Origin of the sequence: Bradyrhizobium septentrionale (assembly GCF_011516645.4) — a bacterium.
GTDB classification, from domain to species: Bacteria; Pseudomonadota; Alphaproteobacteria; order Rhizobiales; family Xanthobacteraceae; genus Bradyrhizobium; species Bradyrhizobium septentrionale.
Map to the genome: position 1 here is coordinate 8,410,609 of NZ_CP088285.1, position 16,314 is coordinate 8,426,922.

Below are 16,314 nucleotides of genomic sequence, written 5' to 3' on the forward strand. Positions count from 1 at the left end.
GGAGCGCAAAATGGCCGCAGCCTCCGACGATCAAACAGGCTTTGCCCCCGACGACGACGCCCCGATCGGCTACATGAAGCGAACCCGCGATTATTACGCGGCAATCGGCTACACCACCCCCTACCGCTGGGCCCATTACACCTCCGCCCCGTTCCAGCCCTTGAACAAACCGCTGAGCCAGTCCCGCGTCGCCATCATCACGACGGCGGCGCCGTTCGATCCCATCAGGGGCGACCAGGGTCCTGGCGCGAAATACAATGGCGGGGCAAAATTCTATTCGGTCTATGACGGCGACACGTCGCAGCTACAGGATTTGCGGATTTCGCACATCGCCTATGACCGCACCCACACCACCGCGACCGACAGCAGCACCTGGTTCCCGCTGGCGCAACTCAAGCGCCTCGCCGCGGCCGGCAAGATCGGCGACGTCGCCCCGCGCTTCTTCGGCGCCCCGACCAACCGCAGCCATCGCGTCACCATCGAGACCGACGCGCCCGAAATCCTCAAGCGCTGCCGTGACGACAATGTCGACGTCGCGGTGCTGGTGCCGAACTGCCCGGTCTGCCACCAGACCGTCAGCCTGGTCGCGCGGCACCTCGAGGCGAACGGCATTCCCACCGTCGTGATGGGCTGCGCCAAGGATATCGTCGAGCACGCCGCGGTGCCGCGCTTCCTGTTCTCGGATTTCCCGCTCGGCAACTCCGCCGGCAAGCCGCATGACGAGGCCTCGCAGGCGTTCACGCTGGAGTTGGCGCTGCGCGTGCTGGAGACCGCTCCCGGCCCGCAGACCACCGTGCAGTCGCCGCTGCGCTGGAGCGACGATGCGTCCTGGAAACGGGACTACAGCAACGCCGACGCGCTGAGCGCCGAGGAGCTGGCCCGCCTGCGCCGCGAGTTCGACGCGCAGAAGGAGATCGCGAAGGGCCTCCGCGTTGCGTAGCGTAAAGCTGAGCGTTACCCGCTGTCACTTGCCCAACTCACGGTGTCATCGCCCGGCTCGACCGGGCGATCCAGTACGCCGCAGCCTCTCGGCTCAAGCACAGACGTCTCTGCAATACTGGATCACCCGCCTACGCGGGTGATGACACCGAGCAAGCTGAGAGCGTCTGCAGATTTCTGAATAATGGAAGGCTACCGCTGAGTTGCCCGACGAGTCAAGTTGCTGTGTGTCGAGCGCCGGCAACCGCAGGCTACTTTGCATGGGGTTGTTTTCGATATTTTGGCAGTGCCCCTGCGACGGCTGGCTGATGGAGCTTCGATGCGGCCCCTGCTCTGACCAGGAGGCCCCGGGTCAGGCCGCTGGTGCTGCCACCACCTGCACCGCGCCCAGCATGCCGGTTCGTTCGTGGCAGCCGAGATATTCGAAGAACTGCTCGTCGGCGGCGGCGACGGTGACCTCGTGATACAATCTGAGTTTCGCGTTCGGTCCCAAGGTCGACAGATACTTCATCGCCGCGCCGAAGATCCTGACATGGGTCGGATGCGATTCCGCCCAGCGCTCCAGCGCCGCCAGCGACTTCCACCAGCTCTGGCCGTAGGACTTTTCGGTCGGCCGCCCCTCCGCATCGACCACGCGCATATAGCGGTTGGCGTAGCAGCCGATCGGCACGCCCTCGTCGCGCAGGAAATCCATGCCCTCGCGCAGCACCGGCTCGACATCGTCGAGATACATCTTGCGTTCCGACGCCTCGGTGTCGCTCCAGTCCTGCCCGGAGCGGATCAGGCAGAGATTGTCATGCGCGACCACGCGGATCCGCGCGCCGTCGCGGATGATGCGCGGCTCGCCGTGCGGCGACATCGCGTCGGTCTGCGACAGAGGGATGCGGTCGCGCATGCCGCCCCAATACGCATGCTCCTGCACCTCGCCGCTCATGCCGTCGGCCAGAACCGCAACGCCCTCCGGGCGGCCGAGCGACGAGAACAGCGTCTCGTAGCGCGCAACATGTGGCCGCAGCACCTCGATGAAGCGGCCGACGCCGCTACCCGCCGCGGCGCTGCCAGTCCAGGCCTCGCGCGCGCCATCGAACCAGGCATCGAAACGCCCGGCATCGTCCCAATAGGCGACCGAGACGACATTGGTGAAACCGGCCTGATCGACATATTGCGCACGGTCCCAATGGGTCGGGCCGTTCTCCCCGGCAAAGCGTTTTGCGATTTGCGCCAGCGCCTCGGCCACTGCTGCGGTCGGCTCGCCGCGAACCTGCACGCCGAAATAGGCCATGATGACACTTTTGACCGCGGGCTTGTGGCGCGCGACGAACGATGGATAAGGCGGCGCGTAGTCGTCGGGCACGCGACGATGACGGGACCGCTCAGTCTGCAGATGTGAGGGAATCGCGGATTCCATGGCAGTCGCCTCCGGTTGGATTTCCCGATGCTTCAGCTCGCGGCCGCGTCGATCTCCTCGAGACTGTCGAGCGGCAGCGCGAAATGCTCGACCCGCTTGGAGGGCTTCTTGTTCAGCAAGAGACGCGTGACGTCGGGCCGCGAATAATGCCCGGCCGGATCGGCGGCGTTCTTGGCGATCCCGATCGCGCCGAGGTCGATATCGGCGAGCAGCAGGCCTTCCTGATCGGGCGGCAGCTTCTCGGCGATCGAGCTGCCGTCCGGCCCGTAGATCGCCGCGTGTCCACCGCCGACGTGCAGCAGCCCGTGCTTGTCCTCGCGGTCGCACATCTCGTCGATCATCGCCTGCGAGACCGTGGCGCAGGGCGCCAGCACGAAGCACGAGCCTTCGACCGCATAGACGCGCGAGGCCGCGTTGTTGACCTCCCAGCCGAGCGCCGGCGCGAACGGATCGTACAGCGAGAAGCTCGGCCAGGCCGCGACATGCACCTGCTCGTTCTGGGCGTACATCGCGTATTTCGACAGCGGCTGCAGGTGCTCCCAGCAGCACAGCGCGCCGAGCCGGCCGATGCCGGGGCGGTCATGCACCGCAAGGTCGCTGCCGTCGCCCTCGCCATAGACGGTGCGCTCGGCATGGGTCGGCCGCAGCTTGCGCCGCTTGGCGATGGTCTCGCCGTCGGGCCCGATCAACCATTGTGCGAGATAGAGGCTGCCGCCGTCGCGCTCGGACAGGCCGAGCACTGCGGTCATGCCCGCCTTCTTCACCGCGAGCCGCAGCTTCTCGGCCTGCGGGCTGTCGTAGCTCAGCGAATTGTCGAAATAGCGCTGCACAAACCCGCGCCCGATCGCCCAGGCCGGCGAGTCCAGCCAGATATACCAGGGATAGCCGGGGATGAAGGCCTCGGGGAACGCGATCAGCTTCGCCCCTTTGGCGGCGGCCTCCTCGATCAGCGCGATGCTCTTCGCAATTGAGGCGTCGAGGTCGAGCCAGGCCGGCGCTGCCTGCACCACCGCAACGCGATATTTCGGATGTTCGATACCCATGATGTCCTCCTCGCGGCCGGCCACTCCGGCCGGTTCGTACTTGATCGGCCCTATCAGCCTCTGACATCATGCTGCCCCGGGACCGGAAACGCCGTTCGACCAGGACGGAAGGAAAAATCGACTGCGGAGGCGATTCCCCCAGCCGTGCCCGGTACGAAGCTTGCTTTGTTGGAGTGGCCAGCGTTTGCACTCGTGAAGGGAGGAAATCATGCCGGCCCTGTTCACCACGGACAACGCGCCCACGCATCGGCGCCTCGCGCTCTGGCGGGACATCGTCTGCGACGTGTTCGTGCAGCTCGACTGCAAGTCCGATCTCGGCAGCGCCTTCCACGGCGCCATCACCAGCGCGCAACTCGGCGCGGCGAAATGCTCCGTCGTCTCGTCAGGCCAGCAGCGCGTGCTGCGCACGCCGTCGCGGATCGCGCGCGCCAGCGAGGACTTTGTCCTCGTCGCGCTCGGCCAGCGCGGCTGTGGCGCCGTGCTGCAGGACGGCCGCGAGACCGTGATCCAGCCCGGCGAGTTCGCCTTCTACGACACCACCCGGCCCTACGAATTGCGCTTCGACGACGACTTCACGCAAACCATCTTCCAGGTGCCGCGCGAGATGCTGCACCGGCGCTTCGCCGGCACGCAGGGTCTCACGGCGACCACGTTCTCATCGGATCGTCCGGTGCAGCGGCTGGCCTGGCAGTTTATCTCGGGCCTCTCCGACGTCGCCGACAAGCTCGATCCTGATAGCGCGATCCGCCTCGCCGATCAGGCCGCCGACCTGCTCGCGATGGCGATGAGCGAACGGCTCGGCGGCGCGGCGCTGCCCGCCTCGACCCACCGCTCCGCGCTGCTTTACCGGCTGAAGGCGCATGTGCTCGCGCACCTGCAAAACCCCGATCTCGGCCTCACCGAGACCGCCGCCGCGCTCGGCATCTCGCCGCGCTACGTCAACAGCCTGCTCGCCGACGAGGACACCTCGTTCCAGCGCTTCGTGCTGGCGCAGCGGCTGGAGCGCTGCAAGCGCGACCTAGCCTCGCCGGCGCATGCCCATCGCCACATCGGCGAGATCGCCTTCGCCTGGGGCTTTAACGATCTCTCGCATTTCGGCCGCGTGTTCCGCGACCATTACGGCCTGTCGCCGCGCGATTGGCGGCACAGCCGGCTGCCGAATTAGCGTCAGATGGCGGTTTGCGGCGCAAAATAGCCGGGAATCCGCACCCTCACGGGTGCTAACAATTTACGCTAACTGCAACCGGTTCCCGCCGCGCCCTTCTTTTCGCAGGTCCGGGCCGGTACAGTCCTGCCGTTCATTTGGAGTATTTCCCATGCAGGACCGGCGCCAGAGCCCACGCGACAAGGTGTTTTACGGTGCGGTTGCCGAGATCAATGAGCGCGGCTCGACGATGGATTGCGTCGTCCGCAACATCAGCGAAGGCGGCGCCTGCGTCGAATTTGGCGACGCCGCGCGCCTCCCCGAGGAGATGAACCTCAACATCGCGCGCAAGGGCCGCTCGTTCCTGGCACGCCTGATCTGGCGCCAGGCCAACAAGGTCGGCCTCGCGTTCCGGATCATGACCTCGGACACGCCGGTCAGCGATCTCGACGAGCGGGTCCGCCGCAGCGAGATCAAGAAGCGGCAGCTGCAGCGTCGCATCAAGGAGTTGCTCGGTCAGGGCTAAAGCGCGGCTCGCCGGCCTCATTTCGATCGCGGCCGGCGTCTGTCATTTCGGGGGTTGCAAAGGTCAGGCTAATCCAGCATCCGGTAAGCCCGCCGATGCTGGAACCGAAAGCAACTTCACGACATGTCGTCCGCGATCCTTGAGCATCCCGACGGGCTGCCGCAGCCGCAGCGCAATTGGGCCATTCTCACGATCGCGCTCGGCCTCGTGATGGCCGTCGTCGACGGCTCGATCGCCAACGTGGCGCTGCCGACCATCGCCCGGGATCTCGACGCCAGCCCCGCATTCTCGATCTGGATCGTCAACGGCTACCAGTTGGCGATCACGATCTCGCTGCTGCCGCTGGCCTCGCTCGGCGAGATCATCGGCTATCGCCGGGTCTATCTGGCAGGACTGTTGTTGTTCGCACTGGCGTCGCTGTTCTGCGCGCTGTCGCACACGCTGCCGCTGCTGACGGTCGCCCGCATCCTGCAGGGATTTGGCGCCGCCGGAATCCTCAGCGTCAACACCGCGCTGGTCCGCTTCATCTATCCGCATTCGCTGCTCGGCCGCGGCATCGGCGTCAACGCGCTCGTCGTCGCCATCTCGGCCGCGGTCGGTCCGACCATCGCCTCGTTCATCCTGGCGGTCGGGACTTGGCCGTATCTGTTCGCCATCAACGTCCCGCTCGGCGTTATCACGCTGGCACTGGGCTGGCGCTATCTGCCGCATACCCTTCCCGCCGTGCACGCCTTCGACTGGCAAAGCGCTGCGATGAGCGCCATCGCGTTCGGATTTGGCATCTCAGCGATCGACAGCGCCGGCCATGGCGAGGCGCTGTATCTCTGCGCCCTGGAGTTCGCCATAGCTGCGGTCGCCTCGCATTTGCTGTACCGGCGGCAGCAGCATCTGCCCTCGCCGCTGCTGCCGGTCGACTTGCTGCGGATCCCGATCTTCGCGCTGTCGATCGGCACCTCGATCGCCTCGTTCTGCGGCCAGATGCTGGCCTTTGTCGCGATGCCTTTCTATCTCGAGAACCATTTCGGATATTCCGCGGTGCAGATCGGCCTCCTGATCACGCCCTGGCCGATCGCGGTCGCCTTCGCCGCGCCGCTCGCCGGCTGGCTGGTCGAGCGCTATCCGGCCGGCCTGCTCGGCGGCATCGGCTTGCTGCTGTTCGCATTGGGATTGGGCACGCTGGCATTCATGCCGGCCAACGCGGCACCGATCGACGTGATCTGGCGCATGGCGCTTGCGGGTGTCGGCTTCGGCCTGTTCCAGACCCCGAACAACCGCACCATGATCGCCGCCGCGCCACGCGAGCGCTCGGGCGGCGCCAGCGGCATGCTCGGCACCGCACGCCTGCTCGGACAGACCATCGGCGCCGCGCTGGTGGCGCTGCTGCTGGCGCGCTTTCCGGCCGACGGCACACGGATCTCGCTGATGGTCGGCGTCGGCTTTGCGCTGGTCGGCGCCCTGCTCAGCACGCTACGGCTGTCATCCGTCGGCAGCCGCGGTGCCGATCAGGTGCGGGTCCATGAGGGCCAGCGTTTGAAGGGCGAGTGATGCGGCACACGATACGTTGATCGCGTCATGCGCCAATCGTCGCCAAACAAAAAGGCCGGCTATTCAGCCGGCCTTTTCATTGGATTGCTCGGCTCGCGCCTCAGGCCTTGACCATCGGCCCCTTCGAGGCCGGCCCCTTGGTGCCGCCTCCGCCGCCGTTGTTGGGACCGCCCTTCGGCGGCTTGCGCTTGCGCGGCGGCAGCTTCTCCGGCTTCGGCGTGACCGGGCCCTCGACATATTCGAAGCCGATCTTGTCCTTGTCGGTCGCCTCGTCCTTGACCAGGATGACGCGGACGTGTCCGCCGCCCTTGAGCTGGCCGAACAGCACCTCATCCGCGAGCGGCTTCTTGATGTGCTCCTGGATGATGCGCGCCATCGGACGCGCGCCCATCTGCTCGTCATAGCCGTGCTCGATCAACCAGGCCTTGGCGGGCTCGGACAGCTCGATCGTGACGTCGCGGTCGGCGAGTTGCGCCTCGAGCTGCAACACGAACTTCTCGACCACCATGCCGATCACGTCGGCATTGAGGTGCGCGAAGGAGACGATCGCATCCAGCCGGTTGCGGAACTCCGGCGCGAACTGGCGGTTGATCGCCTCATGATCGTCGCCTTCCCGCTTCGAGCGGGTGAAGCCGAAGGCCTGCCGTGCGAGGTCGGCCGCGCCCGCATTCGTGGTCATGATCAGGATCACGTTGCGGAAGTTGACCTGCTTGCCATTGTGGTCGGTGAGCCGGCCATGATCCATGATCTGCAGCAGCACATTGTACAGATCCGGATGCGCCTTCTCGATTTCGTCGAGCAGCACCACGCAATGCGGATGCTGGTCCACGCCATCGGTGAGCAGGCCGCCCTGGTCGAAGCCAACATAGCCGGGAGGCGCGCCGATCAGGCGCGACACGGTATGCCGCTCCATGTATTCGGACATGTCGAAGCGCAACAGTTCGACGCCAAGCGAGGCTGCCAGCTGCTTTGCGACCTCGGTCTTGCCGACGCCGGTGGGGCCCGAGAACAGATACGAGCCGATCGGCTTTTCCGGCTCGCGCAGGCCGGCCCGCGACAGCTTGATCGACGCAGCCAGCGCCTCGATCGCCTTGTCCTGACCGAACACCGTGCGCTTCAGCGTCTGCTCGAGATGCTTCAGCACCTCGGCATCGTCCTTCGACACGCTCTTCGGCGGGATCCGCGCCATGGTCGCGATCGTGGTCTCGATCTCCTTGATGCCGATCGTCTTCTTGCGCTTGCTCTCGGCGACCAGCATCTGCGCCGCACCTGACTCGTCGATCACGTCGATCGCCTTGTCGGGCAGCTTGCGGTCGTGGATGTAGCGCGAGGACAGCTGGACGGCCGCCTCGATCGCCTCATTGGTGTATTTCAGCCGATGGTAATCCTCGAAATAGGGTTTCAGGCCCTTGAGGATCGCGATCGCGTCTTCCACCGTCGGCTCGTTGACGTCGATCTTCTGGAAGCGCCGCACCAGCGCGCGGTCCTTCTCGAAGTGCTGACGGTATTCCTTGTAGGTGGTCGAGCCCATGCAGCGGATCGTGCCCGAGGCCAGCGCCGGCTTGAGCAGATTGGACGCGTCCATCGCGCCGCCGGAGGTGGCGCCGGCGCCGATCACGGTGTGGATCTCGTCGATGAACAGGATGGCGTTCGGGTGCGCCTCCAGCTCCTTCAGGACCTGCTTGAGCCGCTCCTCGAAATCGCCGCGGTAGCGGGTGCCCGCCAGCAGCGTGCCCATGTCGAGCGAGAACACGGTCGCGGCCGCCAGCACTTCCGGCACATCGCTGTCGACGATGCGCTTGGCGAGGCCTTCGGCGATCGCGGTCTTGCCGACGCCGGCTTCGCCGACGAACAGCGGGTTGTTCTTCTGGCGGCGGCACAGCACCTGGATCGCACGGTTGATTTCGGCATTGCGGCCGATCACCGGATCGATCTTGCCGTCGCGCGCCTTCTTGTTGAGGTTGACGCAATAGGTATCGAGCGCCTCGCCCTTCTTCTTGGCGTCCTCGTTGCCCTTGGTCTCGGTTTCCTCGTCGACGCCGCGCACCGGCCGCGCCTCGGAGACGCCGGGCCGCTTGGCGATGCCGTGGCTGATGTAGTTGACGGCGTCGTAGCGCGTCATGTCCTGCTCCTGCAGGAAATACGCAGCGTGGCTCTCGCGCTCGGCGAAGATCGCGATCAGGACATTGGCGCCGGTCACTTCCTCGCGACCGGACGACTGGACGTGAATCACCGCGCGCTGGATCACGCGCTGGAACCCGGCCGTCGGCTTCGCATCGTCGGCGCCGTCGGTCACCAGGTTCTCGAATTCGGTCTCGAGATAATTGACGAGGCTGGTCCTGAGCTTGTCGAGATCGACGCTGCAGGCCCGCATCACCGCCGCCGCATCCGAGTCATCGATCAGCGACAGCAGCAGATGTTCGAGCGTCGCGTATTGATGGTGACGCTCGTTCGCGATCGCCAATGCACGATGCAAGGATTGTTCAAGGCTTTGAGAAAAAGTAGGCATTCGCGTCCTCTATGGCCCCCGGCCATCATGATCGCCATTACCGGGTCAGGCAATAACAACCTTCGTGATCGCCGTTGATATAGTTACGACGGATCGTGGCGAAAGACCGGCCCCAACACGATGGTTTTCCTCTAAATTGCAGGCACCGGAACGTCGCATGCGGTCCACGCCCGTGATCATACGGGACGCGCGGTTGCGTCATAAAACGCGATGCAAGACCCGTTCCGCGGCCCGCGGCGGGTCAATCGTTCCAGCGAACTACTTCTTTTCCATCACACATTGCAGTGGATGCTGATGCTTGCGCGCGAAGTCCATGACCTGCGTCACCTTGGTCTCGGCGATCTCATAGGTAAACACGCCGCACTCACCGATCCCGTGATGGTGAACATGCAGCATGATCTTGGTCGCCGCCTCGGCGTCCTTGTTGAAGAATCGTTCCAGCACGTGAACGACGAACTCCATCGGAGTGTAGTCGTCGTTCAGGATCAGGACACGATACAGGTTCGGGCGCTTGGTCTTCGGCTTGACCTTGGTGATGACCGAGGTCGACGGGCCGGTGCCCGCGCCGTTGCGGTTGTCGTCATTGCTCATTGTCGGCGCCGGCGCGGCCGGTACCACCGGCATGGACGAAACCGGCTCGGAGATCAGGGCTGTAGACGTAAGTCGCAACATGGCTCAGGCGTTCGAATTCCCCAGGGGAAACCGGTTGGCGATTGGAAGGTGGTCGCGATGGCCGCAAGACTGATCGCGGAACCCCCAGCAATGCTTTCCAGATTGCCGCTCCCGGTTCGATCCGGCGGCCGGATCGACTTCCCGAATATGGGCCTCGCGACGCCCTGCCGCAAGCGCAGAACCCCGGCGACCCACCGGTCCGATTCCCGGCGCGGCAACCCTTGGAAGGTTAATCATTTCTGCCCGATTTGACAAAGGATCAGGGCGTCCAATTTAGACGCCATTGAGGATAGCGAGCGCTTTTGCCCCGATTTAGAGCCTTCCGCAGGGCCGGCTGCGGGTTTCCCCAGCCCGATTCACCATCTGTTTAGCCGCGCACGTAGAGATGGCCCAGCAATCCATTTTGACGAGAGCGCCATGCTTGGTTCAGCCATTTCCAATCGCTTCCGCTCGGCTGCCGGCCGGTTTTCCAGGGCAACCGACGGCAATGTCGCGGTGATCTTCACCCTCGCAATCCTGCCGCTGTTCGCCTTCGTGGGTGCCGCGATCGACTACACCCGCGCCAACAACGCCCGCTCCTCGATGCAGGCGGCGCTCGATTCCACCGCACTGATGCTGTCCAAGGATCTGACCATGGGCAGCATCACGGCCGCCCAGATCCCGAGCAAGGCCACGACTTATTTCACTGGCCTTTATACCAACAAGGACGGCCAGGGCATTGCCGTCTCGGCCACCTATACCACCCCGACCGCCAGCACGGCGGCGACCATCCTGCTGAGCGGATCCGGCTTCATCAAGTCTGACTTCATGCAGCTTGCCGGCTTCCCGACCATGAATTTCAGCAGCTCGACGACCACCACCTGGGGCAACGTCAAGATGCGCGTCGCGCTCGCCCTCGACAACACCGGATCGATGGCCCAGGACGGCAAGATTACCGCGCTGCGCAACGCGGTGGCCGCAACCGGCGGACTGATCGACCAGCTCAGCGCGCTGAGCAAGAGCAACGGCGACGTCTACATCTCCGTCATTCCGTTCGCCAAGGTCGTCAATGTCGGCACCGGCAATTCCGGCCAGAGCTGGATCGACTGGACCGACTGGCTCAATCCGCCGACCACGCAGCCCGCCAACGGCACCATGCAGGCAAGTCTGCCGATGAACTGGCATGCGGTCGGACCGGGTGCGCGCTGCCCCTGGACCACCAGCAGCGGCGGCTTCAGCTGCGTGAGGAATCCGACCAGCACGTCGACCACGAACTACATCCCCTCGAGCGGGACCTATTCCGGCTACATCTGCCCGAGCGTCGATGCCAACTCGCACACGCGCTACAATGGCTGCTGGGTGAGCACACAGGTCGGCACCACCGCGCAGGTATTCTGCACCGGGTCGTCGTTATGCGCCTGCCCGACGGACTCCACCGGCAACGCCGTCTCCGGCTGCAGTTGCGCGACCAGCGGCGGCGTCAAGTCGTGCACCGGCTATATCTATACCCACAACTGGACGCAGCCGGGCCCCAACGACACGACCGACAATCCGGGCCAGCCCCGCGTCAGCGCTGTTGTCGGATGGACCAACAACAAATGGACCGCAACCACTCAGACACCCACCGTGCAGAACGACTGGCGGCAGGCGTCCACCAATCCGATCGGCAACTGGACGGGCTGCGTCACCGACCGTACCCAGCCGAACGATGCGACCGGCGTGCTGCCGGCGTCGTCCGACGTCACCACGCTGTTCCCGGCCAACGAGTACTATGAGAACAGCACGTACTACTGCAACACCAGCGTTTCGACGCCGCTCGAGCCGATCATCCCGCTGAGCTATAACTGGACCACGCTCAAGAATGCGGTCAACGCGATGCAGCCGACCGGCGGCACCAACCAGGCGGTCGGACTGGCCTGGGCCTGGCAGTCCCTGCTGGTGGGCGGTCCGTTGAACGCACCGGCGGAAGACTCCAACACAACCTATAACCGGGTCATCATTCTCTTGTCCGACGGTCTGAACACCGAGGACCGCTGGCCCGACTACGGCGACGGCAGCTCGCAGGCATCAGGCAATCCGATCGACGCAAGGCAGGCGCTGATGTGCCAGAATCTGAAGGCCGCGACGGATAGCGGCGGCCGGCCGATGTACACCATCTACACAATCCAGGTGAACACCGGCACGCCCGCCGATCCGACCTCGACCGTCTTGCAGAACTGTGCGAGCAGCGCCGACAAATTCTACATGCTGACCAGCTCCACCCAGATCGTCACGGCGTTCAACTCGATCGGAACGGCGCTGAGCAAGCTGCGGCTGGCGAAGTAACCGCCCGCTTCAGGCACAACAAAAAAAGCCCGGCCGCAACGGCCGGGCTTTTCGTTTGTCTCGATCAGCGAGGCTTACTGAGCAGCCGGCGTGAACTTGGAGACCAGGCCCTCATAGGGCTTGAAGGTCTGCTTGGCGCAGTCGCTGTACAGGCCGGCGATCTTCTGCGATTCCGCGACGAAGGTCTCGTAGGACGAGCGCAGGTACTCGGTCTGCGCCTCGAGCGCCTTGTCCAGCGACTTCACGCCCGACAGCTTCTCGACGAACGATTTGGTGTCCTCAAAGGACTTCTTGGCATAGTCGCCATAGGCGGTAGCAATGGCCTGGACGCCGCTCTGCAGGTTGTTCGCGGAGGCGGTAACCGACTCCATATGCTCTTTGCCGTAGCTCTGAATGTCTTCGATCTTGACCATGGATAGAATGTCCTTTTCCCAGACTTGAACGCGCAAATTCCCATGCCGGGAAGCTCCCGGCCCCCTGACTTGATCAGAATACCGCATCGCACAATAAAGTCAACAAATATTGTGCAACGCACAATCACACAGCCCGAATCTTCGGCATTTGCGCTAAACCCCGGGCGACTGCGCAACGGTTGCTTAATCTTTTGGAAACTCGGTCCGCCTAACCTGATTCCCGGGCTCTTGTTCGCCTTCCAACAGACGGCCCCGAAAGCTGTTTGTGAACAATACCTTAGCTAGAAGAGCGACCTGAGCGGCCACCGCGGCGAATGGGTTCTGCCCGAAGTGGTTGGTTGCGCAGGCAAGGATCGATGGCCGCCGGGCACAATTTCGCCTCACGAGCCAGTGATCTAGATAGAAATTGGGACGGGGAAGTAGATGCTTCGAACAACCTTGGCCTCCTCGCGGGCGCTGCGAGTTGGCGTTCTTGGGCTCGTTACCGTCACGACGGCGATCCTGATCACCAGTGATAGCGCGGAGGCGCGCCGGCACCGGCGCCACTACGCCCGCCACCACAACAGCGAGCCTGCGCGCGAAAGCTACAGCCCGCAATTCGCGACGATCATTGTCGACGGCAACACCGGCTCGGTGCTGACATCAAACAGTCCCGACGGCCTGCGCCACCCCGCCTCGCTCACCAAGATCATGACGCTCTATCTGCTGTTCGAGCGCCTCGATTCCGGAAAGATGAAGCTCGACACCGAGATGCCGGTGTCGGAGCACGCCTCCGAACAGGACCCGACCAAGCTCGGCCTGCGGCCCGGCCAGACCATCAAGGTCGAAGACGCCATCAAGGGCCTGGTCACCCGTTCCGCCAATGACGCCGCGGTCGTGATCGCCGAGGCGATCGGCGGCAGCGAAGAAGACTTCGCCCGCATGATGACCCGCAAGGCGCGCGCGCTCGGCATGAGCCGGACCACTTATCGCAACGCCTCGGGCCTGCCGAACGACGAGCAGAACACCACCGCGCGCGATCAGTCGACGCTCGGCCGCGCCATCCAGGACCGCTTCCCGCGCTACTATCGCTACTTCTCGACGACGGCTTTCAATTTCCGCGGCCACACCATCACCGGTCACAATCGTCTGCTCGGCAGCGTTGAGGGCGTCGACGGCATCAAGACCGGCTACACCCGCGCCTCCGGCTTCAACCTCGTGACCTCGATCCACCGCGGCAATCGGTTCCTGGTCGGCGTGGTGCTCGGCGGCCGCAGCGGCGGTTCCCGCGACGCCATCATGCGCAACCTGCTGGCCGAGAACATCGGCAAGGGTGCGACCACCCGCACGGCCGCCGCGATCACCGAACGCAATCCGGCCGACGCCAATGTCGAGGTCGCCGATGCGGACGATGCACGCGCGTCGGCGGAGACCGCGCCGGTCGCCGCGGCGGAGCCCGCCGCGCCTGCCCCGATGCCGGCGCCGCGCCCGGCCAAGCCCTCCCTGATGGCAGCGGCCGCTGCCGCCCTGCCGCCGCCCCCGGCCAAGCCGGAGCCGCAGGCCAAGCCCGAGCCGGCGCCGCTGACCTCAGGCGTGATCCAGACCCAGCCGATCGCCGCGATCCCGGGCTCGGCTGAACCGATGAAGCCGGTCAAGGTGAAGACCGTCCAGGTCAAGGCCGGCCAGATCAAGCTCGCCGCCGCCGGCCCGGCGCAGGCCGCGCCCCCGATCACCAGCACGATCCCGTCGCGCGGCGAGATACCCGAGACCTCCAATGCGATGATGGCGCGCGCCGCCGAGACCTCGAGGCCCGAGATGCCGCCGCAGCCGGCCAATTTCGGCACCGGCAACGGCATCCTCGGCGTGCTGCCGGCTTCGGCCGTGCGTACGCCCGCCCCGCCGGCGCCGCAGGCCGTGGCGTCGATCGAGCCCACCCGCAGCCTGCAGGCCGCGCCGCAGACCAGCGCCGCCAAGCCGAGCGCCGCACACACCGGCTGGATCATCCAGGTCGGTGCGCTGGAGACCGAAGGCGAGGCCAACAGGCGTATCGACCTCGCACGCAGCTCGGCCCGCGGCCTGCTCAGCAAGGCGGATCCGTTCACCGAGGTCGTCGCCAAGGACAATCGCAAGCTCTACCGGGCCCGCTTTGCCGGTCTCGAGCGTGACCAGGCCGAAGCCGCTTGCAAGACGCTGAAGCGCGCCGAGATTTCCTGCATCACCGTTCGCAACTGATCGACGCCGGAGTTTCGGTGATTGAATCAGAACCGAAACTCTCGCTTCTTTGTTTTGACGCGTTTTCTTCACGCGAACCGGTGTCCACTTCGCTCGAAAACGCTTCTGACTGCTGATCTCAAAGGGCCGGCGCCAACAGCGCCGGCCTTTTGCTTTGCATGCCGCCGCAAGAAAAACCGGGCCGTCAGCGCGCGGCGCGATCATGAAACTTCTCGTCAAGCTTTTACGGTTAAGTTTTCCCGAAAGAACATCGGTCACGCCGGACAGCGGCGGGCCAGACGGGGCATCGATCAGAGACGGAAGGCAGCTCTCGGCTGTGGCGTTGTTCGCGTAGCCGGAGTTAGAGATGCGTGCGAAGCAGAGTATCCTTGGCCTCGTTCACACGGGCCGCGAGGTACGTCGAGCCCCCCTGGTCGGGATGGAGTTTCTTCATCAGGGTGCGGTGAGCCCGGCTGATGTCGTCGCGCGACGCGCCCGGCTGCAGGCCAAGGATCTGATAGGCCTCCTCCTCGGTCATTTTGCCGCTCGCCGCCGCACGGCCCTGCCGCCCTGCCCGGTCGCCCTGCGCGTCCTGACGCCAGGCGGGAAAGCGGCGGTCCAGATAGCTTTCAAGTAGCGCGACGCTCTCGGCGTCGAAGCTCGGGACCATCGCCAGGAGCTGCGACAGGTCGAACTCGTCGAGCATGCGGCCGGCCTGCGGTCCGGCCACGATCTGGCCGCTGAGCACGCCGCTGCCGTGATCGAGGCTCATGTCGAGATATTGCGAGCGCACCCGCGAGCTCTGCCCCGCGCTGCGCGACCCGCCGAACATGCCGCCGAAATTGGGAAAGCCGGTGTTGCCGAACGGCGACCAGCCGAGCAGTCCGGCGCCGAAGATGCCGAGCGGAATGGCCACCGCCAATTCGCCCCGCACGCCGGTAAAGGCCGCAACGGCGAGCGCGAGTACCCCGCCACCGATCTTGATCGCGCGCGCGAGCACGGCGGGATTGGCCGCACGAAACATCTGCAGCGCGGAATACAGGACGACAATTGCGACGACGCCGGCGATCAGGGTTGGCATGCGCAGAATATAGGCGGCCCGGCGACAAAAAGCATGCGAAGCTTCGTCTCACCGGAGCGTGAAGCGCAACGCGTGGCGCCGGCCCCCGCCATTGAGTAGCTTGCGCCGACCGCACCGGAGGACAGTTGATGGCGATTGACGGACTGATCAGCCTTCGCAGCAATGTCGGGCCGAAGCAAACGGCCGACCGGCTCAAGTCCGAACTCGAGACGCGCGGGCTGACCCTGTTTGCGCAAATCGATCACGCCGCGGGCGCCGCCGGCGCCGGTCTTGTGCTCCGCACCACCGAGCTCTTCCTGTTCGGCAATGCAAAGGGCGGCACCCCGCTGATGCAAGCCACGCAAACGATCGGGATCGATCTGCCGCTCAAGGCGCTGGTCTGGCAGGACACCAGCGGCGACACCTGGCTCTCCTACAACGATCCGGCCTGGCTCGCCGAACGGCACGGCGTTGCGGACACGACCCAGGCGGTGACCGCCGCCATGTCGGCGTTGCTCGGCGCAATTGCAAAGGCCGTGACGTCAGGCGGGGCGTGACGCG

Annotated in this window: 13 protein-coding genes; 7 read left to right on the top strand and 6 right to left on the bottom strand. The window is 65.0% G+C overall.

The genetic code is table 11. The features are described from left to right. Positions 1 to 10 precede the first annotated feature (10 nt). A complete protein-coding gene (locus tag HAP48_RS42035) occupies positions 11 to 940 on the top strand; it encodes a glycine/sarcosine/betaine reductase selenoprotein B family protein (protein WP_166205611.1) in 930 nt (309 codons plus the stop codon). Positions 941 to 1,291: 351 nt separating this feature from the next. Here the strand turns inward: HAP48_RS42035 and HAP48_RS42040 are convergent, their stop codons facing one another. Both HAP48_RS42040 and HAP48_RS42045 read right to left on the bottom strand, forming a co-directional pair. Beyond that, entirely contained in the window at positions 1,292 to 2,347 is a 1,056-nt protein-coding gene (locus HAP48_RS42040) for a phenylacetaldoxime dehydratase family protein (protein WP_166205612.1), read from the bottom strand. Between the two features lie 32 nt (positions 2,348 to 2,379). Next, on the bottom strand, positions 2,380 to 3,390 hold the full coding sequence (locus HAP48_RS42045; protein WP_166205613.1) for a carbon-nitrogen hydrolase family protein: 1,011 nt from the start codon (positions 3,388 to 3,390) through the stop codon (positions 2,380 to 2,382). Between the two features lie 208 nt (positions 3,391 to 3,598). Between HAP48_RS42045 and HAP48_RS42050 the strand changes: the two genes are divergently transcribed. The 3 genes from HAP48_RS42050 (at position 3,599) to HAP48_RS42060 (ending at position 6,605) form a co-directional block, all read left to right on the top strand. Next, entirely contained in the window at positions 3,599 to 4,555 is a 957-nt protein-coding gene (locus tag HAP48_RS42050; RefSeq protein ID WP_166205614.1) for an AraC-like ligand-binding domain-containing protein, read from the top strand. Between the two features lie 151 nt (positions 4,556 to 4,706). Beyond that, positions 4,707 to 5,060 carry a PilZ domain-containing protein gene (locus tag HAP48_RS42055; protein WP_166205615.1) on the top strand — a complete coding sequence of 118 codons (354 nt, stop codon included), beginning with the start codon at positions 4,707 to 4,709 and terminating at the stop codon, positions 5,058 to 5,060. 123 nt (positions 5,061 to 5,183) lie between these two features. Next, positions 5,184 to 6,605, top strand: coding sequence for an MFS transporter (locus tag HAP48_RS42060; protein WP_166205616.1), 1,422 nt, complete (start codon positions 5,184 to 5,186; stop codon positions 6,603 to 6,605). Between the two features lie 100 nt (positions 6,606 to 6,705). Here the strand turns inward: HAP48_RS42060 and clpA are convergent, their stop codons facing one another. Beyond that, positions 6,706 to 9,114, bottom strand: coding sequence for an ATP-dependent Clp protease ATP-binding subunit ClpA (gene clpA / locus HAP48_RS42065; protein ID WP_166205617.1), 2,409 nt, complete (start codon positions 9,112 to 9,114; stop codon positions 6,706 to 6,708). Between the two features lie 258 nt (positions 9,115 to 9,372). Then, entirely contained in the window at positions 9,373 to 9,705 is a 333-nt protein-coding gene (clpS, locus tag HAP48_RS42070; protein ID WP_029083287.1) for an ATP-dependent Clp protease adapter ClpS, read from the bottom strand. Between the two features lie 498 nt (positions 9,706 to 10,203). Here clpS and HAP48_RS42075 point away from each other — a divergent pair, with 498 nt between their 5' ends. After that, the gene (locus tag HAP48_RS42075; protein WP_166205618.1) at positions 10,204 to 12,090 is read left to right on the top strand and encodes a TadE/TadG family type IV pilus assembly protein; all 1,887 of its coding nucleotides are present in this window, start codon (positions 10,204 to 10,206) and stop codon (positions 12,088 to 12,090) included. Positions 12,091 to 12,164: 74 nt separating this feature from the next. On the opposite strand, the gene HAP48_RS42080 is transcribed toward HAP48_RS42075, so the two are convergent. After that, complete coding sequence (locus tag HAP48_RS42080; RefSeq protein ID WP_029083285.1) at positions 12,165 to 12,503, bottom strand: phasin family protein; 339 nt, start codon at positions 12,501 to 12,503, stop codon at positions 12,165 to 12,167. 423 nt (positions 12,504 to 12,926) lie between these two features. Between HAP48_RS42080 and HAP48_RS42085 the strand changes: the two genes are divergently transcribed. After that, on the top strand, positions 12,927 to 14,714 hold the full coding sequence (locus HAP48_RS42085; RefSeq protein ID WP_166205619.1) for a D-alanyl-D-alanine carboxypeptidase: 1,788 nt from the start codon (positions 12,927 to 12,929) through the stop codon (positions 14,712 to 14,714). 340 nt (positions 14,715 to 15,054) lie between these two features. Here the strand turns inward: HAP48_RS42085 and HAP48_RS42090 are convergent, their stop codons facing one another. After that, on the bottom strand, positions 15,055 to 15,774 hold the full coding sequence (locus HAP48_RS42090) for a DnaJ domain-containing protein (RefSeq protein ID WP_166205620.1): 720 nt from the start codon (positions 15,772 to 15,774) through the stop codon (positions 15,055 to 15,057). A 128-nt stretch (positions 15,775 to 15,902) separates the two neighbouring features. On the opposite strand from HAP48_RS42090, the gene HAP48_RS42095 reads away from it, so the two are divergent. Then, complete coding sequence (locus HAP48_RS42095; RefSeq protein WP_166205621.1) at positions 15,903 to 16,310, top strand: DUF302 domain-containing protein; 408 nt, start codon at positions 15,903 to 15,905, stop codon at positions 16,308 to 16,310. Positions 16,311 to 16,314 lie beyond the last annotated feature (4 nt).